Here is a 22,476-nt window from a genome sequence, read left to right as displayed (position 1 = left end):
TATGAAGAATTTACTTTTTTTATTGATAAGTTTTTTCTGTCTAGCCGGAAACGCGCAGGAAAAAACAGATTCGCTGAAGGTTGTGGAGCTTGCAAAAGTTCTTCAGGAAAAAACAGAACAGAATAAAAAACTGATGGAGGAAAATAAAAAAATTCAAAAGGAAAACGAAAACCTTTTGGAGATTGTATTCCTGAAGTTTAAAAAGCTAATCAGCAGAACAAAAGTTGAAACGCCGGATCGGACGGACTACTCCCGAAACAAGGTCGGAACTAAAGCGGAAAACCGCACGGAACCTGTCGAAGAGATTGAAGTGTACGACGGGGCGGATACTGTGCGGGCAGGGTGGATTTACCGGCTTTTCCACAAAAATGACTACTATTTGAAACGCTATAAAATCGTAAATAATGAAAAAGTGTATCTGGATTAGCCTGGTTGTGTTTCTAATGGCCGGTTGTGGCTCCCGAACAAGAAACTTACAGCAGGAAACTTCTCGAACGGAAACCGAAAGTGTTGCTTCCGGATCTGCAAATGTATCAGTGAAGAACAGTACGACCGGGGAAATGACGCTTGCGGACTTCCTAGAGAACCGGAACTTGAAGATCACGTCTAATGGATCGCCTTATTCGCTGCAGTACAGCGGATTAATCCTGACCGGGGCTGCCGATCTGGAATTTTCGGAAAGCAAGCAGGAACGGAAATTACTGTATAAATATATCGTTCAGACGATCTACCAGAGCCAAACGACTTATTACCGGCATACCGACTACGTAACACAGACCACGTTCCGGACGGTAGACGTCCAGCGGGCGGGGCTGTCCTTTGGTAACATGATCTGGATCATTGTTGCGGCATTCATTGCGGGCTCGGTTGCCTGGCCGCTTTTAAAACAATACGTCCCGATTTGGTTCAGGAAAATCTTTAAACGAAAATGACAGCACTCTTAATGCTCACCACCTACTCAATTGGGGCGGTAACGGGGGCGACAGCTTTTTACATAATTAAAAATTACATCGACAAATGACAGCTTTAGAATTATCAAAAAACTACAGGACGTTACTCGGAAAGTACGGGATCAATACGCCGTTACGTTTAGCGCATTTCTTCGCACAGCTGGCGCATGAAAGCGCGAATTTTACCCGGCTCAAAGAAATAGGCAGAGATTCCTACTTTGCAAGATATGAGTTCCGGAAAGATCTAGGAAATACTCAGAAGGGTGACGGACTGAAATACAAGGGTCGCGGCCTTATCCAGATCACCGGACGGTACAACTACACGGCACTATCAAAAGCAACCGGCATTGATTACGTGAATAACCCGGATTGGCTGGAAAGAGAAGCCGATGCCATGACTTCTGCTCTTTGGTTCTGGAATAAATCCGGCTTGAATAAATACGCTGATCAGGACAATGTAGACGCAATATCAGATCTGATCAACAAAGGCAAACTTACAAAAGCAATCGGCGACGCCAACGGTTTTTCAGATCGGGCGGCCAAATTGAAGCAGTACAAAATCCTTTTCATAGCGGAATAATCTTTGCAATTGAAATTACAATCAAATCTTTACGCAAAAAATATCCCCGCTTTTTAGTGGGGATTTTGCTTTACTCAATTGTCAAATCGGAAATACTTCCATAAAGGGTTTTTAACGCCCCTAATGCCTTTTCGGCATCCTTCTTTGTGAAGGATCGTTTCGCAGTGCCGTTTAGCTTATTCGTAAGGTATAAGGCAGCTGTCTTATTGTTTGGAAACATCAACTTTGCCACCTCTGAAACGCTCACCGCTTTATTTGTCTTCAAGTATTCCTCTACTGTCATACAGCAAAGATAAAATAATTTTTAAATAAGTACATAAAAATATGTATATATACATAAAATTATGTACATTTGTGTTTATAAAATATACTTATGGAAATTTTAAACTGGATAAAAGTAACAGATAGGCTCCCGGAGGAATGCGAAGAATTATTAATTCAGCCAGAGGATGATGACTTCCCGTTAATGACAAAGAAAATACTCATCTATACTGATACGGACGATGTTTATGATAACTCAAGACTTAAAATGATGGTAGGAGAAAAAGAATGGACATGGTTTATGGGTGTTGAAGGACACATTACGCATTGGGCAATCTTTAATAAACCAAATCCTTAACCCATGACACCAAAAGAAAAAGCTAGAGAGATTTATGAGAAGATGTTTTCTGCACATTACAAAATGGATCATTACCCCACTGTTGCATGTGCCGTTCAGGCCGTTGAATTGATTATTACTGAATCTATCTTTAACGAAATGTCGGAAAGTGTAAAATTTTGGGAATCAGTAAAAGCAGAACTTAAAAAAATATAACCCATGAAGCTTATCCCCCTATCGGAGTACGTAGAAAAAGAATATAGTAGATCGGTACCGACTGAAACTGCTATCGATGAACTCGCTGCATCAATGCGCCGTGTTATCAATTACACCAAATTCCTCAGGCAGCCTTTGACGCTCGGAATGTTTGTGCCGGTGTGCGGAGACGGCAAACCTTATGATTTAAACGAAGTTGAAGCATGGAAAAACCATAAGCATTATTCAAGATTATATAAAGAGGAATTAGCCTTTTTTGAAGACGCCAAAGAAAGGGTTTTGTTTGAAGGGTTTGATCTTGAATGGCAGAGCAAAATAATCATAGGCGTAAAAAACGACTTTGAAGTAAGTATTGCATTCGATAAAAAGACAGGTCTGCATGGTGTTAAGCAGAATGTTGAATGGCTGTGTAGTTACGGATTACCCCTCACGGCCTCGGCCTTAAAGCTAATAGGGGTTAAAGAATAGGATATGGAAGACAAACCAAAAGTAATAGTTATTGGACATCCGGGAGTTGACATTTCGCTTGAATTAATGATGCTAGAACAAAAAGTACATCTTGTAACGCCTGAAAAGTTTGAAATTAAACCCAACCCGCCTTTGCCGCCGTTGGACTTGGCGAAACTGATTCGGCCGATTTATGATGCTGAACGCTATACCCCCGGTAAGCATCGGGCCGGTAACAACTCCAAACGCCCGAAGAAACGAAAGAAAAAGAGATAATTAAACAATAGAGATATGTACAAATTTTCATTTATTGACATAGGTCAAAGAGATTTTTTAAGATCAGATGATGGCGACGTTATTGAAATCGAATGCAATGATTTTTATGAAGCAGAAGAATGGCTTTTAATGCACGGAGATGATTTCGGATGGATCAATAAGGGGACCAAAACATTGTGTTGGGAAGTTGAGAACGGCGACGTGGATATTGATGATATATAATATTTTTTTTCATGGTTAATATTTTATCCCTGGATTATTCCGGGGATTTTTTGAGCCCTGAAACGCCCTCTAAGAGCGTAAAACTGCATTTTGTTACAATTTTGAACGCGATTTATTTTTCCGTTGTTGCAAAATGTAACAATTTTACAGCATGGAAATATTAGGAAGAGTTATTGAAGTTACTGATCACTATATTAGATTGAAAACTAGCCGCAAAAAACAGTTGATTGATGTGTTCTTTCCCGAAATTAAAAGAAAGTCTATAAACCGCCTTTATGAGCGTCATATGTTGGCTTTGATAGAAGTCGAAGCCGAAAGTTTTGAGATGTGTGGATGTAAGTTTGCAAAGATGTGGTTTAAGTTTGTTATCTGGCCAGAATATAGCGAACCAGATAGGATCGATACGGAAGCAAAGAAACTTCTTTTTGAGGAGCGGAAAAAGCTGTACCGAAATATTCCGGGATAATCATGGTTTCTTCGGCATCGTGATACGCATGTTATTAAGGCTCTGGAATATCCGGATCTTGCCCTCTTTGGCCATGCGCTCAATGAATTCGTTGCGTTCATCCCTCGGGAGCTGCAGAATGTGATCGAACGAATTGAAGGTAACACCGTTATTTCCGCCGTCGCGCTTGAATTTTTCCCGAACGATTTCCATTATTGCTTCTTCTTGCTCTTCTTTTGTCATACGCAAAGTTAATGTTTTCGCAAAGAAAAAAGCCCCTATGTGTAAGGGCTTTCGTTTAAATGATTTTTCCGTGTTTGATTACAAAATAAATTTTTCCAGGCTCAGCACCCCATTCGGGATTACCTTCTCTGATTTCGATGCCTCTGTGTTCGAGGGATAGTGTTCGTTCCGGATCGCCTTTCTTTGGATAGCCTAAAGTCATTGTGTTTGTAGTATATGATCTAAATTTCAAATACCAATTGTCTAAATGATATTCCAAATGTTCTGTAAAATCTGATGATGATTGACACGCCGAACGAATATCGGAGCATGCTTCTTCCCATTCACTATTTGTTAAAGTAAAACTACCATGAGAAGAATAAAACATCAATCGCTTTAACCAATAAGGAGTGATCTCTCTATAATCTTCGGGTTTAACTCTAGCTTTAGTCATGTCAAACCATTTCTTTTTTAATGAAAGCTGTAGATTCATCCTTCTTGTTTTACGGTTAATTCCTCGCCTGTGAGCGAGTGTACAAGGTTCTGCAGCTGGTGGACGGATTTGACTTTAGGATACCCGAACGAGTAACCACTCTTATTGCCTAATTCGATTTCTACTTCAGGCTTATTGGTATAGGCATGAATGATCCCTCTTTCAAAAATAAACTTACGAAAATTATGTTCCGCCTTTTTCTCAAAGCCTATTTTCAGCAGCCACTCCTCAGAGAGAGGGATAGGCTCGTAAACAACACTGCCATTATTTATTTTCGCTAAAACACCCAAGTCGACAGTTACTGTTTTGCCGTACTTTTGAACTTTGTTGCCCAATCGTAATTCTTTTGCTTTAATCATTGCTTTTTTTTAGTGGTTATTAAAATAGTCATTGAGGGACTCCAAAAGCTCTTTAAAACCATGCAGGTTGCCGTATGTCTCGTCAACTTCACCCTGTTCTCCCGCGCATATTTCCTCAATATCGTCGTCGGTCAGCCTTTCCGGATTTGCATCAAAAAAAGCTTTCGCAAGTGGTCCGATCTTGTTTATCCACTTGGCATCATATCTTTCCAGTTCCCATCGGTTAATGAAACCGTTATCATATGCAATCTCTTTCATTAATGAGACTGCTAACTCTTGTTCTTCCTGAGAAACTGTTATTGTGCCTTTAATCATTGCTTTCTGTTTTAATTGTTGCTTTGTCTATGAAGTCCCCGGCAGGGATGCCGAAGACGTTGAAGTGCCAGGATATTAACCGCTGTACGACCTCAAAAGGCAGAAACTGAATATCATAATATGAGCTGCTTTCTGAGATGGCTTTCAGTCCTCTAATGAGCTTAATATTCCCATGATCATATTCTACTGAGTAAGAGTCATGATCGTCGGTGATTTCGAATACGTCGATCGGAGTGAAAACCCGCCCTTCGTGTTCTATCTCTTTTGTGAGGTGTGAGAGGTCGTAGAGGATGGGTTTAATGTGGGTCAAAGGCACAATATGAATTTCAATAGTATTAACACCATCGCACTGTACTTCGCAAATATTTAAATGTGTAATTTCATAAGTACCTACTTCATCTTTTAATTCGCAATGTAATTGATACGGCAAGTAGGCCGCGTATATATTTAGTTGTTCTTGTGTGGTCATACTACGTAATTAAGAGATTTTGCTTTATTAATAATTTCTTGCATGTCTTGTTCACTGTATCCCCAATGTGGACTATACAAGCCTCCGTAACCGTTTTTACCATTGGATATTTCGCCTGTCTGGATATAAGCAATAAAATCCTTTGTCAAACCCCAAAGAGTTCCGCCATGGGTCCATTTCTTAGGTGGGTAGCCGTATTTTGTATGTAAAAACATATCCACCCCTGAGTATTCATTAAACATATACAGCCTATTGTTGCGTGATAAGATTTTTGCAACACCGTGTTTACCGGAGAAGAATTTCCGGCCTCTACCAGCTATTTCTTGAATGATTTCATTCACTACTTCAATTCTTTGTTCTTTTGTCATCGTTTTCTTTTTTAATCTCCCCCGGCATTACCGGGGAAGAGGGGTTAAATGTATCCTAATTCAGTTGCTGCGATTTCTCCAATGTCGACTAAATCGCCTTCGGCATCATCAAAGTAGAATTCTCCAATTTTTTCATCAAGCTTATCCCATTTATCCGCCTTTATCTTATTCAGTGCCGATTGCTTTGCGATTGTTCTAAGTAGATCAATAGATGACTGAGAAAGCGTATTTGCCGGATTGTTGATTATAATTTCTATTGAATTTGTTTCGGTATTTTCCATTGTTATTTAATTAGATTGTTTTAATTTTTAGAATGTTGTATTTTACTTGCTGAGAACTCAATCCATTCACCGAAATACTCAGCGCCAAATCTGGAGATATAACCTAATTTATCAGCTGTATCTTTAAGTAGCTGCATATTCTCTATTCTTACGGGAAAACCATTATTTGTCACATAATCTTCACCGCGTTGCATTCGGTCATAAAGGCGTCCGTATTCTACTCCTGACGTAAAGCTTTGGCTTTGATCAGGAAACTTTATTAAAAGCTCCATAATGGTTTAAAAGAGGGCCGAAGCCCTAGGTCAAGGTTTGTTTTGTAATTCGTTAAGTAGCTCGTTGATTTCTTCAGGAATGATAGATCTGAATATTTCAGAATTTTCGTCAATATCTCTGAGCTCTGTTAAAGCACTGTGCATTCTTTGCAGCATCTCCCTCATCTCTTCCTCTTTGTCGGGTACTTCTAAAAAGCATTCATCAGCAAGTCTTATTTTTCCTCGTAAATTATAGAATAACTCTGTTTCTTCATTGTAATTCAACAGTCCTAATTCAGTGTAGTATTTTCCATCTTCCTCCGGCGGCCGGTCTGCCGTATTTACTTTAATGTATTTAGTCTTCATTTTCTTCGCTTTTTATTTCGTTTAGAATTATTACCTTTTCTATATTTTTTATAGGTCTTCTCCCACGGTTCAGAAAATAGCTTGTTACCATTTCTTTTATAATCTTTTATAATTTCTTTTGTTGTGATCATATTTTTATTCTTTAAAGAGCCGGCCTTAACCGGCTCTGGTGTTACTTTTTGATTTTAATCCATCCGTATTCTTCGAGCCGCTTCACTGATAATCCCATCCAAGGTAATGCGTATCCTTTGGAGCGCAGGTAATCAGCAAAATGAAATATATACTGAGGATGAATTTCATTTCTAGCGACTTCCGAATTAATATTATCGACAATTTGAATTATCTCTCTGCCAATTTGTAAAGAACCCAATTCTGTAAATTCATTATTTGAATCCAAAATTTGAATTGCTGTTAGAAGTAATTCATCTGTAATTGATGAAAGAGGTTTGAGTTCTAAATATTCCTGATCGATGTCTTCAGGCTCCGAGTAATCGAAAATATAAGTGTTATCTACTGGGCTAGGAGATAAGACTGGATTAATAAAAACTTTTTGCCCCCAATATTGGGCAAAGAATTTTACTTTGTTGATTTCTGTATTTTCCATTTGATTAATTTTCAAGATTTTTAAAACGTCACACTCTCGTAGTGACCAACGCCCTTGCGGAATTTATGCGGTGATTCTAAAGTAACAACCATAAATTATCCAGGTTTTGGTCAAACATACCTTGTTGCCAGTTTGGGCATCGGCCATCTTTGTCTATGTTCAATACTTTTGTCTCACCATTGACGGTAAATTCTGCATAATAACCTTCTACTTGAGCATCTTTTATCTGTACTCGGAAATCAGTGAATTCTAAATCGTTTGCTACGCCTATAAAAGTTACTAAATCATCATTTTTATGATAGATTTTACAAACCTGAGGTTCAATTTTTTTTAATTTCATAATATTATTTTAAGATTTAAAAAGGGCACTCGGGGCCACCGCTGCAAAACCGCTGTGTTTTAGCCAGCCCTTGGGGAATGTTTAAGACCAAAGTCTTTTTGCAAGGTCTAAGTTTTTCTGAGCTTCGTTAACGTCTTTTTTGGCGTACTGCAAGCTCATTGAGTGGCCGCGTTCGATCGTGCCGGCTTTCATACCTTCATGCTTCATTTTTGCCGCTTCTAACTTGTATTCGTAGAACTCAATACTTTCAGGCATTGATAGATTGATGGTGTTGGCCTTACTTTCCCAATATTCTGCTTTAGTAACATGCGCAACGGCCTTATCAGAGAATTCTACACTCTTGCCCACTCTTGCCCAATTTCTATCAATCAATGCTCTATGTCTTTTCTCGCTATGGTGGCCGATTTTAATAGGTTCTGCAAGTGCTAAGAAGTCTTTACCTTCTTGTGACGCTTCATAATACTGGTTGCTTTTGTTTTCGGCGGCTGCAGCCCATGTATTATATCTTGCGGCTTTTGCTTCGGCCCTGGTCTGAGCGTTGGTGCCGTCAGCTCTGATCACAGAGTAAAAGAAGAAACCATCTTTCTCGTAAATCAGGTTGAAGACCTCACTTTCATTTTCTTTACCGTATTTTGTTGATACATTAATAATGTCGCCTTTAGCGTGTCTCTCTGTACATTTCGCTAAAAAAACGTTAGGGCAAAATTTTGAATATGTGTTCATGATTTAAATGTTGTTATAATTTCTGTTTTCAAATGTACGTACTTTTGTACGTACTTGCAAATTATTTTGAAAGTTTTTTGTACATTTGTACGGACAATAAGATTTTATGAAAGAAAAAAATAAGACAGAACGCTTTGAAATGCGCGTCTCTCCGATATTCAAGCAGCTGATAAAAAAATTAGCAGATGCTCATAAAATGTCTGCACCTCAGTACCTGGAGTACATTGTGCGGGTTGAGGCTGAAAAAAATCAGATCAAGGTCGGGGAGTAATCACTTCAGGATTGACCCTCAGTCGGTACAAAAACCTGCTTGGCAGCCGGAGCCAGTCCCGAAATTAAAATCCAATTGAATTCCGAGTTTAGAAATTGACAGCATGCTGTTATTTTCTTTAAAAGTGTGGCCAAATAGATCCTCCTGGATAGCTGACCAAAACATTATCTCGGGATTTTTATCAAAATTCTTCCGCAGCTGCTGCTCTGATTTCCAAAAACAGTTTTGGCAATTAGAATCCTCCGGAAATTCCAGATCAAATCCTTTCCAAAATTCTACTACATGTCGGTGAGAGACTTTATTATCAATTAAAATAAACTCGCCTATCCTCCAGATAATCTCTTTCCATCGGTGGATCCATGTGTCTGATTTTGGCCTGTATTCGCAATGGGTAGCATATTTCCACATATCTGAAAATCTGTACATCCTTTCCATTTCGTCGTATCGGTAACCAACCCGCATTTTGACAGGTAGTGAGTGGTACAGGAACAAAAATTCAAAGATTGGCCACATTTTCATGATCGTAGTACAGAATCGTTTATTCATGTTTGGAATTGCCTTTTTCAACATCATCATCTGTTCCCAGCCCATTCCTCGCAGCCAGATGATCTCCCGGCCTATCAGCTGTTCTAAATCAAACATAGTCTTCAATATGATCGGGTCTTCGGATGTTGCAACGAATTCATTTTGGTGACCGCAGTATTTTTGCAGCTTATCATTAGCCATCTGAACCAGCTTTTTATCCAGGGAACGTCCGGCGTTGTGGCTATCTATGCAGACCAGACTGAATATTTCCAGATCCGCCGGATAATGATATGCCAGATAACTGCTGGTTTTACCTCCGGAAAGAGAATTGACGGTTTTCATCCCTCCACAATTTCAAAGATTAAAACCCTCTCCGGATGAAAGGTGCGGGACTCGGCGTTCAAAAATTTACATTCTTCTTTACTCATGAATCTAACCCATTTATTTTTATCTGCAATCTCTTCTGCGGGTGTCTTGACATACGTCAATGGGTTCTCTCCCCAATACCAGCCCTGAGCTTCAATGACTGAGATGAAAGAGTCGAGGGCAGTGTAAGTCCATTGACCGTTCTTGTAATTCTTGAACACAGTAATCCTCTGTCCTTTTATCTTTGTGATAATCTCTCCTAAGACGGTTCCGGATAATTTTGAATCCACCATCCCGGCCGCTATCTCTTCGTTGAGATCAGAGCCCCGGCAGATGGTGTGTAGATGTTTTCCTATTGTGAAATCTATAACATCATCATAAGGATTTGCTTTGTCCAAATTAACAAATCCTAAACGGGTGTCTCCATACTTGAAGTGAACTAATGAATAATTCTTTGGCGGCTCCACAATGAGCAGCCTTTTGTTTGTTGTTATTTCTAAACTTTTCATTTTTGATTTTTAAAATTAATTTGTGATCTCTCTTTGTATTCTCGCCTTTCTAAATCCCGGTTCTTCTGGTAAATCTCTTTGAGACTTTCAAGGGCGTCGGGATTACTGCTCTTTTTTGTCTTTTCTGAATAGCCGGGTCCAGTGCTGCATCCAGACATCTTCTGAGGTTTCATGTAATTTCATGTAGATTATATAATTTCCGATCATTTCATTCTGGAATTCCACATATGCATCTTTCTTAACAATCTTCGGCAGAGAGGTGCCGGCAGCAGAAAGTTTACCTTCGGCGACTTCCGGAACAAAGTTTTTCAGAAAGTTCTCTACAAAAATCAGTTTGACTTTCTCAACACCTGTCTTTTTCAGCAGATCATAAAAGATCGGGGTTGCCATAACTTTTCCATCTGCTTTAAACCGATGATAATCTTTCCGAACGTTCTCGAAAGTCATCGCTTCATACTCTTCAGCGGTTAATTTCTTTTCAGGCGGCGCAATTGCTTTCCTGATTTGCTCTTTCGCATTCTGGTATTTCTGATCCCGGGTTTTAAATTCTGTGTAACCCATTTCATACTGGGCAAAGTGCGCCTGGTTAATTTCCCGGAAGAACCGGACTTTTTCGCCATCAACCTGCAGAAGTCCTTTTTGCGCCTTGCTGATTGCAAGCATAAATTCGTTTTCGGTTAGATCTGATCTTTTGGCGTAATCCACAACACGGTTTAAAGCAATGTTTGTTGGATTAAAAGGGTCATTTGGATCGTCATTTTCGCTTTCTTCAACCTTTGCATCGATTGTGAAAACAACCTTATTTGCAAAGCGCATCAGCGAATCCTGATCGGAATATTTAAGTTTCGCCTGTGAAATTTCCGCTGTAACCGTTTCCGGCAGCCTGGTTACGAGCTCGCTCGGCAAGTATGGCAGCAGTGGACTTTTTCCCACCTTGGCCCATTGAGGTATTTCCTGTACGGTTGCCAAATCCGTTGCCTGAGTTGTTGTTATTTGATTTTCCATAAATCGGTTTAAAGTAGGGTATTAAGGTTCTGAGTTTGTTTTTCCAGTTTTCAATTGGTTTTTTATGACCATCCTTCCATCCGGCATCGATCCAGCTTTGATATTTTGCCCGCACAGCGAATTCGTATAGGGAAAAATCGAGTTTTAATTCATTCTGATATATTTCCTTGCCGAACTCTACGAAAGCGTCTAAATCGGGCGGCTGTGCCTTTTCTTTTTTTGGCGCAACTTTTTTTCTTTTTTCTGCATCAGGTTTTACCGGTTCAGAATCAGAAAACAATTCTTCAGAATTTTCTTTTATTAATTTTTCTTCTTTTGTTTCTTTTTCTAAAAGAATATCATTAACAATTACATTAACATTTACAGCTTCGTTTTGCTTCAAAAACGAAGCAATTGCTTCGTTTTGCTTCATGTTGCTTTCGTTTGCTTCGTTTTGATCGGATTTGCTTCGTGATTCTCCGCTCTTAACGCCTCCATTACGTCCTGCTTCTGATCTCTTTTGGCGAACTTCTTTATACTTTTCCAGATCTCGTTCTAGTTGGTTTTTAATAGGCTCAAAAAGAAGCTCAGTTATTCTGTCTGGTGCTTCCGGATTCAAATCACTGACAAACGAAAACATCATTTTTGCTAGTTTGCCGGCTTCCTCGTCGGATAACTTTTCAAAAGTTGAATTCCAATCTGAGTAAGCCACAAATGATTTTTTATCTTTTGCCATATCTTAATTATAATTTCGTTCAAAGCTTTACCAGGTCTCTATACCTGTATGTGTTACCCCTTTTAGGTTTATTTTCATTATGACTCAATGAAGTCAAATAATGTTGGCATATTCATTTGGTAATTAATTGCATTAATATAGCTTACTCCGTCATTGAAATATTCAGGGTTTAGCTCTACAGCTTTCGCTTTTCTCTTTAATTCCAGTGCAACGTACGGTGTAGAGAAAAGACCTCCGAAACAATCGTTTACAGTATCACCTTCGTTCGTGAATCTGTAAATCAATCGTTCGATAATATCTAATTGAAGCGGGCAAATATGCTTTTCTTTTTTGGAAGAAACCTGTTTTGCATTCAGGGTTTTCATCCGGTTTATATCGGACCACACACATTCCTGATTGCTATGAGGAGGCAAAGTCATAAAAAGCTTTGAAAGCTTATCTTCTTCTTCCAGCATGTTGCAGGCTTCTAGGTGTTTTTTATAGTCATAAACCTCACCTGTATTGTGTTTTTTCCAAGCGCGGTAAATCTTATCCATATCGAATTTCTTTATTTCAGAAGATGATAAAAAACGGTTCCCGGATGATCTCCAATAAGAATGAGCATCCAGCTGCCACATGGATAAAAGATATTCATCAATTCTTTTTACCACCGGATCATCGGCATAAGCATTCTTTGTGTGGGACGGTGGTTTTCGGAAAAGCAGAATATATTCCGGGATTCCCACACCCATTTTTGAGGCATCTTTTCGCTGCTCTCCCCATCCTAGGCGGTAAGTTTGATTGTTTTCACGTACAACGTCGGTAGTAATGGTAATACGGCCGATAAAGTGAAACCTTTCCGCATAATCTGCTTTAAGTTCTTCCAGCCTTTTCTTTCTCACTTCAGGTAGTACACCGTCATCATCGGTAAGATTTTCCCAGATCTCAATTTGATCTTTTACCTTCTGCTTTGTGAAATGCCTTACAGTAGCATCGGAAAAAGGCTCTATGGTGAAAAACTGAACATCTGTTTGGTGGGAATAACGCGGGCGGTCTTTTACGTGAATAGCGGCAACCCTGCCAGGTTTAAGCGTTCGGTATAGTTCCGGTGTCAGGAATTCCATCTGATTAAAGAATGCCCCGTTTCCGTCGTTGTGCCCGAAATCGTTGTAATTGTCTGAATATTCATAATGATCACCGAAAGGGATGGAAGTAAGATGCAATCCGATTGAATCATCCGGATATTCTGAATGATCAGAATGAACAGTTACTGTATCGTTATTGTAAAGGGTTGCATCCCCGATGATCATTTTTTTACCGTTGTTAAAAACTTGTCTTTCCATTTGAGATTTTATTAATTCTGAGTTAAGTCCATATTCCCGGACAAGGGCAATCATTTCAGATTGCAGTTCTTTATGTTTGGTCCATTTATCAAAGAGGGTTTTTAGTACTTCCCTTTCGTTTTGAGTGAAAATAATGTAGATATCCACTTCCTGATCCTGCATAAATCTATAAACACGGTGGATAGCCTGGATGAAGTCGTTAAATTTAAAATCGATCCCCACGAATATCATCTTGTGGCAAGCGTGCTGGAAATTACATCCGGATCCTGCAATCTTTGGTTTTGTGGAAAGGATCGGAAATTTACCCTCTGAGAAATCAATCAATAACTTTTCCTTTACTTCGTTAGGCTGTGATCCGTAAACGGAATGCACTTCGATTTCTTCCAGCTTCAGCTTTTTTTCAATTGCCATTCTTTCGGCTTCCAAGTGATGCCAAAAGATCCATCTGTCATCTGTTGTTCCTTTGTCCCAGATTAGCTCAAAAGCTTTATTTACCCGCAGGTCCACGGTTTGCGATTTTTCCCGGGAAGTGTCGATGAGGGATTTCGTATTGTCTTTAAACAGGATCGGCTTCCCGTACTTATCTGTTATCACCTCATCTGTGAGGTTTTCCACTTCAACCTCGTGAATGTTCAATTTTGGCAGATCGTACTTTGAATCATCGTAACCCAGATCAGAAGGTTTATTGATGAAAACCGCCCAGGTCGCAACCCATTTCCAGAACTCACTTTTTTTATTTTCCAGAAGTAACAGGTTTCCGGCCTTTGTGGAGTCTCTTTTGAAAAATCGGGTTAACAGGTGCCCCCGGTCAGCTACTCCCAGGTATTCCGCATAATTCAGGATCTCAATAAAATCATTCGGCGTGGGTGTAGCTGTGGCAACAAATCGATATGGAACCTTTTTAAAGTGGTTTAAAACGTAGTTCGTTGTTTCCGTTTTCAGGTTTCGTAGGATTGACGCCTCGTCAAATGATACCCCGGAAAACCTGGAAGGATCAATATCTCCTTTACGGACGCGCTCATAATTGGTAATGTAAATTGCATTTTTGCATTCCGGAACCTGATCAGAATCAGTAATGTAAATTACTTCAAATCCGGTTTCCAGCTTTTCATTGTCCCGGCGAAATTCTCCGATTACTCCCAGCGGGCAAACAATCAGGAAAGGCTTATTTTCTTTTAAAATACATTGCTTCGCAATTTCCAGCTGCATCATGGATTTACCCAGTCCAAAGGAAGCGAATATAGCCCGGCGGCCGCCTCTCAGAGACCAGCGTACAATATCCGGTTGGTGAAGGTGAAGTTTTGGTGAGATGTCATCTACCTCAAATCCAAATTCTTCGCTAATTATTATTTTTTTCTTTAGAAATTCTTGATAATTCATCGTTTATAATATCTTGAGCTTTATTATGTGCTGAATCTATTGTTTTAACTTCAAGTACTTTGAAGTAGTCTTTTATTGCCGGAATCGAAATTGTCAGTTTCCCGGAACATGATCCTATGTGGTAATCAATACCATTGTAATTAAATGCCATATCACAGCCTATTAAGTGAGTAACCCATTTCTTTAGCCCAGCTTGGATTCTCTTCGATCTGCCGGTGGCCTTCTCTGGAAACCGCCAACCAAAACCGGGTATCGAGTAAGAGAGTTACGTTATTGATACGTGCCCAACTATCTGCGAAACCGACGCGACCCATTTTATGATGGATATCTGTTGTCGGCTGCCCAGTTACCGGGCATACTTTATTTTCCGGCTTGCCAATGAACTGAATTTTGGACACGGTATACTTTGCGCTCTCAACAGCTCTCTTTTTGGATATCTGCGAAATAGGTTTGCGAGGCTTAAATTCTTTGGGCTTTTTTTCAGCATTAACGCTTGCCCGGTATGCTTTATAGTGTGTCTGGCATCTTTTCGCAATCAATGGCCTATAAGGAGCATCAGCCGGACAATCCACACATTTACCTGTTTTGATTTTAATCGTGCTGTTTATCATTTTTGATTCGGTGACAGATTATTTTATTTCTCTTGGATATATCTTCTTTTAATTGTCGAAGATTTTCTTTTTGCTCTTCTATTATTGCATAGACAATATTGAAGTTGTTGGTATTGCCGCTATTCTTGTGCTTAATGGCTGTAACCTGCAGTTGATCTATATAAGAGATTAACTCTTTTTTTCTCAAGTATAAATTCATACACTTCAGGATTAGCAGTTAAAAAACCGTTCTTTGTTATTGTCCAGATCAGAAATCCTGTAAAATTTATCACCGATCTTGTTTTTAAAAGATGGGATACCCAGCTTTGTAATTCTTCTGCAAAAAGCACTATATGCAATACCAATGTGCCTAGCCGCTGACCTACTGCCGATCATGTCAGAGGTAATTCCGGCTTTTAATTCTCTCGAAAATTCGTCGTCGCCAGACTTTGTATAGACCACTTTTCTATTAAGCAGTTTAGCTTTTTCTAAGGCTTGCTGAGCTTTTGCAAGGTCCGCTTTAACAGCAGATCTGGATCCGATTGCATTCTGTTCTTGACTTACAGATAAATCTATTTTTCTCATGATATTTCTATATTTTTACTAGGGTTTGGAAGTTGGAAGTAATAATCCATGTCGTATGTAAAATTCTTTCGTGTAAGATCCATTTCGGAATTCGTGAGCTGTTTGTGTAGCTTCTCTAAATACCACTTTTGGAAATTGTGATGATCTTCTATGTCGTAGACTTTTGGAATCATATTTTCTCGGTGAAATTGAATGGCTGTTCTCTGAAAGTCCATCGTTAGTGATTGGTTTAAGGTCATTGTTTCGCATCTAATTTGTTAAGTATAGAATACTTGTACTCTTTGCCATGGTTGGCTTTTTCCAGTAGTTTTTTGATGTATGCTTCATCTCGTGGAATTTCAACAGTATGATAATGGTTCAGCGGATTGTAATACCGGTCATCAAAACTTACAAAAAGGCATTTGTCTGTTTCTGTCAAAAACATATTCAGCTGCATCTGACCATAATACTTTTTCAAGGAATCTTTCGACGATGGAGACTCGGATTTGCTGACAGAGAAGAAATCATCCAGTGATTTAATCATCAAGTATTTCAGGTGGGTTTTTGACTTCGGGCATTTTACTTCACATATCATATTGTTAAGAATAATTACGTCCGGGGTACTGCCTAAATCGTATTCATCATTGTAGAAGAAAATTCTTTCACCTACAGATGTGTAAATAAAATCATCGTCATTTACTGTTTTACCTAATTCTTTTGCAATCCTTTCAGCCACACGCGGCTCAACTTCATTACCACGTTCCATGGCAGAGTTATAAAATTGAGGCTCACTGGGTGCAAGCATTTCAGCGACACACTCTAAAACATAGGATTTAGCTCCAACAGATAAAGATTCTGTCTTGTCTTTAGGATCTGATAGAAGTTTGTAAATTTCGCTAGCAGTAAAGTAGTTTGCACGGAAAGAAAGCCAATCTTCATCATTTTGAAAGCCTTTATAGTTTGCCATGTGCTGCCATTTTTTCGGTGTTAGACTTACCTGATGGTATATTTTCGTCAATCTTATATGGTAATACATCTTTTCGATTCAGGTTTGCACCGAAGAGGCTGCCAAAATGATCACATGCGTCTTTCACCGCTAAAGATTTAGCTATTGGAAAAGCCATTGACAATGCACCGTTGTTAATATTAATAAGATCACTTGGGCTAGTACCAGCCTTTGTTTGAAGTTGGCAGGCGCCAATACCATCATAAAAGAGCCAATCGCCGGACGTTGGAGATTTAAACTCAACCCTAACGGTTATCCATACACCATTGAATGCAGAACCCTGATTAGTGATAGATATCTTATACTCTTTAAATATCTTTCGCAAAAGGTGTTCGACCTTATCAATTGGCAAGTATTTATGACCCTTTATATAAGGGTGTTCTTTGACCCATTTTGCAGGGGGTTCTTGATTAAGAAGCAGATTTAACTGGTCATTTTTCCATGCTAATGATAGGTCAGTAGTTAAATCTGCTAATGTTGGCAATGTGTTTTCAGCCATTGTTTTAGTTTTGAGATTCTAATTCGGCGATTTTATCCTTTAAAAGCTGGATGGACTTTTCTTTAAAATCTTGATTGAGGTATTGAAGAGATTGAATAATACTTGACTTTTGCTCACTGGTAAAAGCAATAATAGAATCAAATGGTATCATTGCATTGTCTTTGACGCCAAACCTGAAACGATTATCGTCAATGATTAACTCTGCTATTAACCAGCCGTCAACTTGAATTTCTGAATTTAACAGGGTGTATTCTTTGTTCTGGATTTTCTGAACGAAGTAATTTTGTACTTCTAAAATTTGCTGTTTCATATATTGTGAATTAAAAATTATTTAAGAGTTTTCTTTTAAAAGTTTGAGAGCTAAATCAGCATTGATAATTAGCTTTTTGCCGTTTTGAATGATAGCGTCATTTAAAATGCCTGAGTTCTTAATCTCTTGTGCCTTTGTTTTACCGCAACCTAAAAGCCTAGCCAAACCATCAAGCCCATATACGTGCTTTTCGTTGGTGAAATCATTGATGACCGGCTTTTGTTCTACTGGCATAATTGAAGAGAAAAGCTCAATTATTTCGGCCCCGGTCATAGCAAAGAATTGCTTTTCTAGTATTGAACTATTCATTGTATTTTCATTAAGTAGGTTATAAATTCTTTGTAGTAAATTCTGAAGAACCCAAAAACGATAAGACAGAAGATAGAACATATCGAATCGGTGTAGTCTAGGGTAGTTCGGCCCGCATTAGCCTCGCAGTCTGACATTAACATTAACAATGACGCTGCAATAAGAAGGTTTAAAGAGATTTTCATATTAGTATTCTTTATTCATTTTAATTTTTAAGTCTGCAAAATCATAATCAGCCTCAGTATCAACAGTAGAGTAGTTGTCGCGTAGGTAACTTTCAATAGCTTTTTCAAGATCTGGGCTCAAATCAGCTATTTTTTCACCTTCATCAGCCAGGCAAAATCTTGAATCTGTAAAATCAATACAGATATTAGAAGTAATCTGCAGATAGCCTGTATACGCCCCATAAGTCGGGTTATAATCTACTTCACCGGTGATGAAGTTGTCATTAGCCAGCCTTTGAAAGGCCAATGTTTCAATCTGTGGTATTGAGGAGATTGTTTGCATGATAATTTTTATTTGAAGATTTTACGATCTGAAAGTCCCTTTTCTCTTAAGTAGTCAGCGATAATAGAAGAGGTTCTAACTACTTCGCTTTTTCTCTCTAGTCTTCTGATCAAAGTAGACGGCTGAACGCTGATCTCTTTGTTAGAATTCATTCTTTTCAGTACCTCAGCAAATTCAAGCGGGTTTGATCTAATGCTTTCTAAGTGTGTATCTCGTATCATTTTGTTATATTTGTTTCGTATTGTTCAACAACTATAAAGCAAATATACAACCTTTTGGGTTGTTTACAAATTAATTAACAACTATTTTAGTTGTTAAAGTGTAAAAGCCTGAAAGTCAATTATAAAAATTTAAATAGCTTTTTATAGTAAATTATTTTCGATTAAAAAACCGTATAAATACTATTTTAAGCGAGATTGATTGAAGGTACATTTGCGAAATATTTTATAAGGGAAAAGTATTTTTAAAATGAATTGCATGAATATGGAAGGCGAAAACAACCAAAATAGTAGTTATCTTAAGCTAGAATTAGAAAGAAAAAATATCAGCCAAAAGCAGTTACAATCTGATTTGGGTGTATCTCAGCAGTATGTATCTTCAATAATTAGTGGAAAAAAAGCGGTAGGAAAAAAAATGGCAAAAAAGCTGAGTGAATTGTATGATCTTGATGAAAGCCGAATTATATTAGGAGACTTGGGTGATCATTTTCTCAGCGGGTCTTTCAGTATGCAAACATCTGTGAAAATAATTAAAAACAAGCCACATGACGAACAAATGCAGCTGCTATACAATAAAATCGACGATTTGGAAGAAAAACTTTTGATGTATCAAGAGAGAGACCGACAATATTTTGAAGCAATAACGGCTAAACTAAATATAATTACAGAGAGTACAATTTCAGAACCTGGTAAAAAAGAAAAAAGCAATTCTTAATTAGGAATTGCTTTTAATACTGATACACTTAACTTAAATTTAGGAAAACTAAATTCGTCATTTATAAAATTCCGGATTGTTATTCGGTCACTTTCTTGTAAAATGACATCTATCTTACTGGCAAATAATAAGCAATTTTCAGCATATTCATATTTTTCAAGCATTCCATTTTTATGGAAGTATTCATTTTTACTTATGAGCGCTTTGATCGCTTTAAAATCCTTTCTCATATTACTGATTAATTACTCCTGTAACGGATTCAATTAATAATTTTTCACGTTCTTTCATCATCTGCAAATATAAAGAAGTATAGTACATGACAGATAAGATCACTAGAACTATGCTTATCAATGCAATAAAAAACCATACATTTTCATTTGGTACATACCCAAGAAGGGGTAAGAAATAGAAAGAAGACGAATATAATGAAGCAAATAATGCAGGAGCATAGCTTATTAAATAGGGCTTAAGATAATTAGCAATTATCAACAACGTAGCTTGAAAGCATATAGCTAGCGACCAAAGAACAGCGGCTAGATTATTATTTGCAGCACTAACATGAATAGTATTTATTTTAGGGAATGGTAATGCTATAAAGTTATTTATAAAGGGAAACGTTGCAGAAAACAACACCAGGGCAGAGCCTAGTGTTGATAATGTTGAATATTTAACTTTATTTTCCTTTTGGAGGTTTAACATCTCCTGGAGGAATGATCTCTGGGTCATTTGGATCGGATGGGTCTGTGGGTTCTAAGCCTGTTCCTATGGTATTTGATCCTTTAGGACCAATAATAGTATCTCCTATTTTGGCAGTTCCCTGGTTATTAATTTCTTCTACTTTTAGGGGTTTCAATTCCAGCACAGCAGCCGGTTCTGTTTTTACCTCTTCATCTCTATCACTAGAGCAGGAATACACTGTTAATGCTACAATGGCAGCGCTTAGAATAAATTTAACTGTTTTCATAAGAATTTATATTTAATAATTCTCCGTAAAAATACCTAATTTCTAGCACATTGCACTTTAAAAGCCATTCAGTTTTCAAATATATTAAAATATTTCATACCACAGGAGAAATAATAAAAATGTGGTATATTTTTATTTTACGGTTTTCCGTAAAATTGAATATGATCATTTCTTATATTTGGGAAAAATAAATTTTAATCATGAAAAAGTCATTTTTTTTATTTTCAATTCTATTGTCATCTGTTCTGTTTTCTCAGGAATTAAAATATGAAGAGGTCGTAAATGTAGATTCTTTGACAACCAGAGATGAGCTTTTTAATAGAGCTAGAAGCTGGATAGGTAAAACATACAATGATGAAAGATATGTCATAGCTACTGAAGATCGATCGACGGGCGAATTATCCGGAAATGGGTCATTTTTATATGATACAAAAAAATTATACTTTGGAGTATGGACTGTTATCGGCCATATTGACTATAAGGTTAACATATTTGTAAAGGATGGAAGATATAAATATATAATACATTCCTTTAGGCACACTGGAACCAGTATTGACGGCAATTCGCCTACAAATTACGGTTTGATAACAGAAGGTTCTGATGTACCACGTCCAAGCAGGGGCGGTCCCAATAAAAAAGCATGGAACGATATTAAAGAGATGGCTAAAATAAAAGCAGAAAGACTTATAAACTCTCTAAAAGAAGCAATGAATAAAAAATACGCAGCAACAGATAACTGGTAACAATTAAACCCCAATACAATATATGTTAAAATACTCGGCATCATTTTCTGTAAAGAATAATGCCAATGATTCAGCAAGCCCGGTAAGGCTCCGGGTATCATTCAACAGCAATCGGCCGGAGCTATATACCGGCGTGCTGGTTAAGCCTTCAGAGTGGGACAAAGATTCCCAGCGACTGATCAATAGAAAAGATCCCCGGAATAAGGATATCAATCACAATGAATCAATCATTGAAGAGATATTCCGGGAATTTGATGTAATCGAAAAGAGATTTCCAACAGTAGAAGAGTTAAAAAGGATTTATGCGGAAAAGAGTGGGAGAGTAAAGCCCGGAACTAAAAAGGACGAATTTACTCTGGTAGAACTAATCGATTTATATGGCGAAGAAAAAAGCCAGTCAAAACAATGGACACCCGGAACCGAAAAGAAGTACTGCAAGCTTCGGAACCATGTGATTGCATTTAATAAAAATTTGCTGGCCAATGATGTCGACGAAAAAATGATCCGCCAGATGATGGATTACTTCGGAACTGCTCCTAAGGACTACAGGACAGGCGAGGTAAAAGAGCCGCATAGGAACACTACGATCCGACGTAATATAGAAGATTATATCCGGATCTTAAAATGGGCGTCAAGAAAGGGAATGTATTCCGGACATGTTTTTGACGAGTTTGAGCAAAGATTTAAAGGGACTCAGCAAAAGCTTTCTGAGCTCGTGTACCTGGAATGGGACGAACTAATGGAATTAATGGAAAAGGATTTCGGAACCAAACGATATCTGAACCGATGCCGTGATGTTTTCTGTTTCTGCTGTTTTACATCGTTGAGGTTTTCAGACGTGAAAAAACTTAAGAAGACTGATATCCGCGGTGATTATTTTTCAGTAGTGACAAAAAAGACTGACGATCCCTTAACTATTGACCTCAATAAATTTTCGCAGTCAATATTAGATAAGTATAAAGATGAAGATTTTCCTGATGGATTGGCCTTGCCGGTAATTTCCATGACAAAAACAAATTCTCATCTAAAAGAAATCGGTGAGATCATGGGCTACAATACCCCCATAAAAGATGTGTACTTTGTTGGAACAACAAAAATGGAAGATGTCTATCTAAAAAAGGATGTACTTTCCACGCATGCCGCCAGAAGAACTTTCGTTATAAACTCTCTACGATTAGGAATTTCCACGGAAGTGATCATAAAATGGACCGGACATAAAGACTTTGAAGCTCTGAAGCCTTATGTGAAAATTGTGGATAGTTTGAAGCGTAGCGAAATGGATAAATTCAATACTGCCCCCACATTTGCCCCCGATAATAAATAGATCAGTAGAAATCATCACGATTTGTTTAAAATCATAATGTGCTGAAAATAAATGAAATGAACTAAATAGAAACGAAGCGAAATATTGTTAGTAGTCCCTCCGGGGTCAC

The 22,476-nt window shown here is 38.1% G+C and carries 40 protein-coding genes; 13 read left to right on the top strand and 27 right to left on the bottom strand.

The genetic code is table 11. From position 1 onward, the window contains the following. The first annotated feature begins 1 nt into the window (after window position 1). The 3 genes from FY557_RS17445 to FY557_RS17435 all read left to right on the top strand — a co-directional run bounded on the left by FY557_RS17445 (window position 2) and on the right by FY557_RS17435 (window position 1,530). Window positions 2-427 carry a DUF2113 family protein gene (locus FY557_RS17445; protein WP_149248526.1) on the top strand — a complete coding sequence of 142 codons (426 nt, stop codon included), beginning with the start codon at window positions 2-4 and terminating at the stop codon, window positions 425-427. After that, window positions 405-932 (top strand): hypothetical protein, encoded by a 528-nt coding sequence (locus FY557_RS17440; RefSeq protein ID WP_149248525.1) that lies wholly within the window; start codon window positions 405-407, stop codon window positions 930-932. The genes FY557_RS17445 and FY557_RS17440 overlap by 23 nt, the downstream gene beginning before the upstream one ends. Window positions 933-1,017: 85 nt before the next feature. Continuing rightward, window positions 1,018-1,530: a glycoside hydrolase family 19 protein gene (locus FY557_RS17435; protein WP_149248524.1), complete on the top strand. Its 513-nt coding sequence runs from the start codon at window positions 1,018-1,020 to the stop codon at window positions 1,528-1,530. A gap of 70 nt (window positions 1,531-1,600) precedes the next feature. Here the strand turns inward: FY557_RS17435 and FY557_RS17430 are convergent, their stop codons facing one another. Beyond that, entirely contained in the window at window positions 1,601-1,813 is a 213-nt protein-coding gene (locus FY557_RS17430; protein ID WP_149248523.1) for a hypothetical protein, read from the bottom strand. A 90-nt stretch (window positions 1,814-1,903) separates the two neighbouring features. On the opposite strand from FY557_RS17430, the gene FY557_RS17425 reads away from it, so the two are divergent. From FY557_RS17425 to FY557_RS17400, 6 genes are all read left to right on the top strand, one after another. After that, entirely contained in the window at window positions 1,904-2,149 is a 246-nt protein-coding gene (locus FY557_RS17425; RefSeq protein ID WP_149248522.1) for a DUF551 domain-containing protein, read from the top strand. A 3-nt stretch (window positions 2,150-2,152) separates the two neighbouring features. After that, on the top strand, window positions 2,153-2,344 hold the full coding sequence (locus tag FY557_RS17420) for a hypothetical protein (RefSeq protein WP_149248521.1): 192 nt from the start codon (window positions 2,153-2,155) through the stop codon (window positions 2,342-2,344). Window positions 2,345-2,347: 3 nt separating this feature from the next. After that, window positions 2,348-2,812 carry a hypothetical protein gene (locus FY557_RS17415; RefSeq protein ID WP_149248520.1) on the top strand — a complete coding sequence of 155 codons (465 nt, stop codon included), beginning with the start codon at window positions 2,348-2,350 and terminating at the stop codon, window positions 2,810-2,812. 3 nt (window positions 2,813-2,815) lie between these two features. Further along, window positions 2,816-3,067 (top strand): hypothetical protein, encoded by a 252-nt coding sequence (locus tag FY557_RS17410; protein WP_149248519.1) that lies wholly within the window; start codon window positions 2,816-2,818, stop codon window positions 3,065-3,067. A 15-nt stretch (window positions 3,068-3,082) separates the two neighbouring features. Continuing rightward, window positions 3,083-3,289 carry a hypothetical protein gene (locus FY557_RS17405; protein ID WP_149248518.1) on the top strand — a complete coding sequence of 69 codons (207 nt, stop codon included), beginning with the start codon at window positions 3,083-3,085 and terminating at the stop codon, window positions 3,287-3,289. Between the two features lie 151 nt (window positions 3,290-3,440). Further along, the gene (locus tag FY557_RS17400) at window positions 3,441-3,755 is read left to right on the top strand and encodes a hypothetical protein (RefSeq protein WP_149248517.1); all 315 of its coding nucleotides are present in this window, start codon (window positions 3,441-3,443) and stop codon (window positions 3,753-3,755) included. Here FY557_RS17400 and FY557_RS17395 read toward each other — a convergent pair whose 3' ends face one another. The 12 genes from FY557_RS17395 to FY557_RS17340 form a co-directional block, all read right to left on the bottom strand. Beyond that, window positions 3,756-3,977 carry a hypothetical protein gene (locus FY557_RS17395; RefSeq protein ID WP_149248516.1) on the bottom strand — a complete coding sequence of 74 codons (222 nt, stop codon included), beginning with the start codon at window positions 3,975-3,977 and terminating at the stop codon, window positions 3,756-3,758. It lies immediately after the preceding gene. Between the two features lie 55 nt (window positions 3,978-4,032). Beyond that, a complete protein-coding gene (locus FY557_RS17390) occupies window positions 4,033-4,449 on the bottom strand; it encodes a hypothetical protein (RefSeq protein ID WP_149248515.1) in 417 nt (138 codons plus the stop codon). Further along, on the bottom strand, window positions 4,446-4,808 hold the full coding sequence (locus FY557_RS17385) for a hypothetical protein (protein ID WP_149248514.1): 363 nt from the start codon (window positions 4,806-4,808) through the stop codon (window positions 4,446-4,448). Before FY557_RS17385 ends, FY557_RS17390 begins: the two co-directional genes overlap by 4 nt. A 9-nt stretch (window positions 4,809-4,817) precedes the next feature. Continuing rightward, window positions 4,818-5,066: a hypothetical protein gene (locus FY557_RS17380; protein WP_149248513.1), complete on the bottom strand. Its 249-nt coding sequence runs from the start codon at window positions 5,064-5,066 to the stop codon at window positions 4,818-4,820. A gap of 49 nt (window positions 5,067-5,115) precedes the next feature. Then, complete coding sequence (locus FY557_RS17375; RefSeq protein WP_149248512.1) at window positions 5,116-5,592, bottom strand: hypothetical protein; 477 nt, start codon at window positions 5,590-5,592, stop codon at window positions 5,116-5,118. Further along, a complete protein-coding gene (locus FY557_RS20425; protein ID WP_228451824.1) occupies window positions 5,589-5,960 on the bottom strand; it encodes a hypothetical protein in 372 nt (123 codons plus the stop codon). Before FY557_RS20425 ends, FY557_RS17375 begins: the two co-directional genes overlap by 4 nt. A gap of 44 nt (window positions 5,961-6,004) precedes the next feature. Then, on the bottom strand, window positions 6,005-6,241 hold the full coding sequence (locus tag FY557_RS17365; protein WP_149248511.1) for a hypothetical protein: 237 nt from the start codon (window positions 6,239-6,241) through the stop codon (window positions 6,005-6,007). 20 nt (window positions 6,242-6,261) lie between these two features. After that, a complete protein-coding gene (locus FY557_RS17360) occupies window positions 6,262-6,513 on the bottom strand; it encodes a hypothetical protein (protein ID WP_149248510.1) in 252 nt (83 codons plus the stop codon). Between the two features lie 30 nt (window positions 6,514-6,543). Continuing rightward, window positions 6,544-6,858 carry a hypothetical protein gene (locus FY557_RS17355; RefSeq protein ID WP_149248509.1) on the bottom strand — a complete coding sequence of 105 codons (315 nt, stop codon included), beginning with the start codon at window positions 6,856-6,858 and terminating at the stop codon, window positions 6,544-6,546. 172 nt (window positions 6,859-7,030) lie between these two features. Then, on the bottom strand, window positions 7,031-7,462 hold the full coding sequence (locus FY557_RS17350; RefSeq protein ID WP_149248508.1) for a hypothetical protein: 432 nt from the start codon (window positions 7,460-7,462) through the stop codon (window positions 7,031-7,033). Between the two features lie 76 nt (window positions 7,463-7,538). Further along, on the bottom strand, window positions 7,539-7,802 hold the full coding sequence (locus FY557_RS17345; RefSeq protein WP_149248507.1) for a DUF3696 domain-containing protein: 264 nt from the start codon (window positions 7,800-7,802) through the stop codon (window positions 7,539-7,541). Between the two features lie 81 nt (window positions 7,803-7,883). Continuing rightward, on the bottom strand, window positions 7,884-8,525 hold the full coding sequence (locus FY557_RS17340; protein WP_149248506.1) for a DUF3560 domain-containing protein: 642 nt from the start codon (window positions 8,523-8,525) through the stop codon (window positions 7,884-7,886). Window positions 8,526-8,631: 106 nt separating this feature from the next. Here FY557_RS17340 and FY557_RS20180 point away from each other — a divergent pair, with 106 nt between their 5' ends. Then, a complete protein-coding gene (locus tag FY557_RS20180; protein WP_185151761.1) occupies window positions 8,632-8,796 on the top strand; it encodes a hypothetical protein in 165 nt (54 codons plus the stop codon). A gap of 18 nt (window positions 8,797-8,814) precedes the next feature. Here FY557_RS20180 and FY557_RS17335 read toward each other — a convergent pair whose 3' ends face one another. The 11 genes from FY557_RS17335 to FY557_RS17285 all read right to left on the bottom strand — a co-directional run bounded on the left by FY557_RS17335 (window position 8,815) and on the right by FY557_RS17285 (window position 18,403). Beyond that, window positions 8,815-9,663: a hypothetical protein gene (locus FY557_RS17335; RefSeq protein WP_149248505.1), complete on the bottom strand. Its 849-nt coding sequence runs from the start codon at window positions 9,661-9,663 to the stop codon at window positions 8,815-8,817. Then, window positions 9,660-10,196: a hypothetical protein gene (locus tag FY557_RS17330; protein ID WP_149248504.1), complete on the bottom strand. Its 537-nt coding sequence runs from the start codon at window positions 10,194-10,196 to the stop codon at window positions 9,660-9,662. Before FY557_RS17330 ends, FY557_RS17335 begins: the two co-directional genes overlap by 4 nt. 838 nt (window positions 10,197-11,034) lie before the next feature. Next, window positions 11,035-11,916, bottom strand: a complete 882-nt coding sequence (locus tag FY557_RS20420) for a DUF6291 domain-containing protein (protein WP_228451823.1) — start codon at window positions 11,914-11,916, stop codon at window positions 11,035-11,037. A 77-nt stretch (window positions 11,917-11,993) separates the two neighbouring features. Then, window positions 11,994-14,618, bottom strand: a complete 2,625-nt coding sequence (locus FY557_RS17320) for a DNA methyltransferase (protein ID WP_149248502.1) — start codon at window positions 14,616-14,618, stop codon at window positions 11,994-11,996. 152 nt (window positions 14,619-14,770) lie between these two features. Continuing rightward, on the bottom strand, window positions 14,771-15,229 hold the full coding sequence (locus FY557_RS17315) for a hypothetical protein (protein WP_149248501.1): 459 nt from the start codon (window positions 15,227-15,229) through the stop codon (window positions 14,771-14,773). Between the two features lie 210 nt (window positions 15,230-15,439). Beyond that, window positions 15,440-15,793, bottom strand: coding sequence for a hypothetical protein (locus tag FY557_RS17310; protein WP_149248500.1), 354 nt, complete (start codon window positions 15,791-15,793; stop codon window positions 15,440-15,442). Window positions 15,794-16,028: 235 nt separating this feature from the next. Then, complete coding sequence (locus FY557_RS17305) at window positions 16,029-16,739, bottom strand: YqaJ viral recombinase family protein (protein WP_185151759.1); 711 nt, start codon at window positions 16,737-16,739, stop codon at window positions 16,029-16,031. Beyond that, window positions 16,726-17,277 (bottom strand): hypothetical protein, encoded by a 552-nt coding sequence (locus tag FY557_RS17300; protein WP_149248498.1) that lies wholly within the window; start codon window positions 17,275-17,277, stop codon window positions 16,726-16,728. The genes FY557_RS17305 and FY557_RS17300 overlap by 14 nt, the downstream gene beginning before the upstream one ends. Before the next feature lie 4 nt (window positions 17,278-17,281). Further along, window positions 17,282-17,587 carry a hypothetical protein gene (locus tag FY557_RS17295; RefSeq protein WP_149248497.1) on the bottom strand — a complete coding sequence of 102 codons (306 nt, stop codon included), beginning with the start codon at window positions 17,585-17,587 and terminating at the stop codon, window positions 17,282-17,284. A 21-nt stretch (window positions 17,588-17,608) separates the two neighbouring features. Beyond that, window positions 17,609-17,896 carry a DUF3853 family protein gene (locus FY557_RS17290; RefSeq protein WP_149248496.1) on the bottom strand — a complete coding sequence of 96 codons (288 nt, stop codon included), beginning with the start codon at window positions 17,894-17,896 and terminating at the stop codon, window positions 17,609-17,611. Window positions 17,897-18,082: 186 nt separating this feature from the next. Continuing rightward, entirely contained in the window at window positions 18,083-18,403 is a 321-nt protein-coding gene (locus tag FY557_RS17285) for a hypothetical protein (protein ID WP_149248495.1), read from the bottom strand. Between the two features lie 477 nt (window positions 18,404-18,880). Between FY557_RS17285 and FY557_RS17280 the strand changes: the two genes are divergently transcribed. Next, complete coding sequence (locus FY557_RS17280; protein WP_185151758.1) at window positions 18,881-19,336, top strand: helix-turn-helix domain-containing protein; 456 nt, start codon at window positions 18,881-18,883, stop codon at window positions 19,334-19,336. Here the strand turns inward: FY557_RS17280 and FY557_RS17275 are convergent. Genes FY557_RS17275 through FY557_RS17265 form a run of 3 tightly spaced genes read right to left on the bottom strand, consistent with a single transcriptional unit; the run spans window position 19,333 to window position 20,300 of the window. Then, window positions 19,333-19,566, bottom strand: coding sequence for a hypothetical protein (locus FY557_RS17275; RefSeq protein ID WP_149248493.1), 234 nt, complete (start codon window positions 19,564-19,566; stop codon window positions 19,333-19,335). The genes FY557_RS17280 and FY557_RS17275 overlap by 4 nt on opposite strands. A gap of 1 nt (window position 19,567) precedes the next feature. Then, on the bottom strand, window positions 19,568-20,035 hold the full coding sequence (locus FY557_RS17270; protein WP_149248492.1) for a hypothetical protein: 468 nt from the start codon (window positions 20,033-20,035) through the stop codon (window positions 19,568-19,570). Next, entirely contained in the window at window positions 20,010-20,300 is a 291-nt protein-coding gene (locus FY557_RS17265) for a hypothetical protein (RefSeq protein ID WP_149248491.1), read from the bottom strand. Before FY557_RS17265 ends, FY557_RS17270 begins: the two co-directional genes overlap by 26 nt. 200 nt (window positions 20,301-20,500) lie before the next feature. Between FY557_RS17265 and FY557_RS17260 the strand changes: the two genes are divergently transcribed. Together FY557_RS17260 and FY557_RS17255 are read left to right on the top strand one after the other, a co-directional pair. Continuing rightward, a complete protein-coding gene (locus FY557_RS17260; RefSeq protein ID WP_149248490.1) occupies window positions 20,501-21,043 on the top strand; it encodes a DUF4468 domain-containing protein in 543 nt (180 codons plus the stop codon). A gap of 22 nt (window positions 21,044-21,065) precedes the next feature. Next, complete coding sequence (locus tag FY557_RS17255; RefSeq protein WP_149248489.1) at window positions 21,066-22,367, top strand: site-specific integrase; 1,302 nt, start codon at window positions 21,066-21,068, stop codon at window positions 22,365-22,367. The last annotated feature ends 109 nt before the right edge of the window (window positions 22,368-22,476 follow it).

Origin of the sequence: Chryseobacterium sp. SN22, assembly GCF_008329705.1 — a bacterium.
Taxonomy (GTDB): Bacteria; Bacteroidota; Bacteroidia; order Flavobacteriales; family Weeksellaceae; genus Chryseobacterium.
Note: the sequence above shows the minus strand (reverse complement) of the source record. Positions and strands in the feature narration are given on the sequence as shown.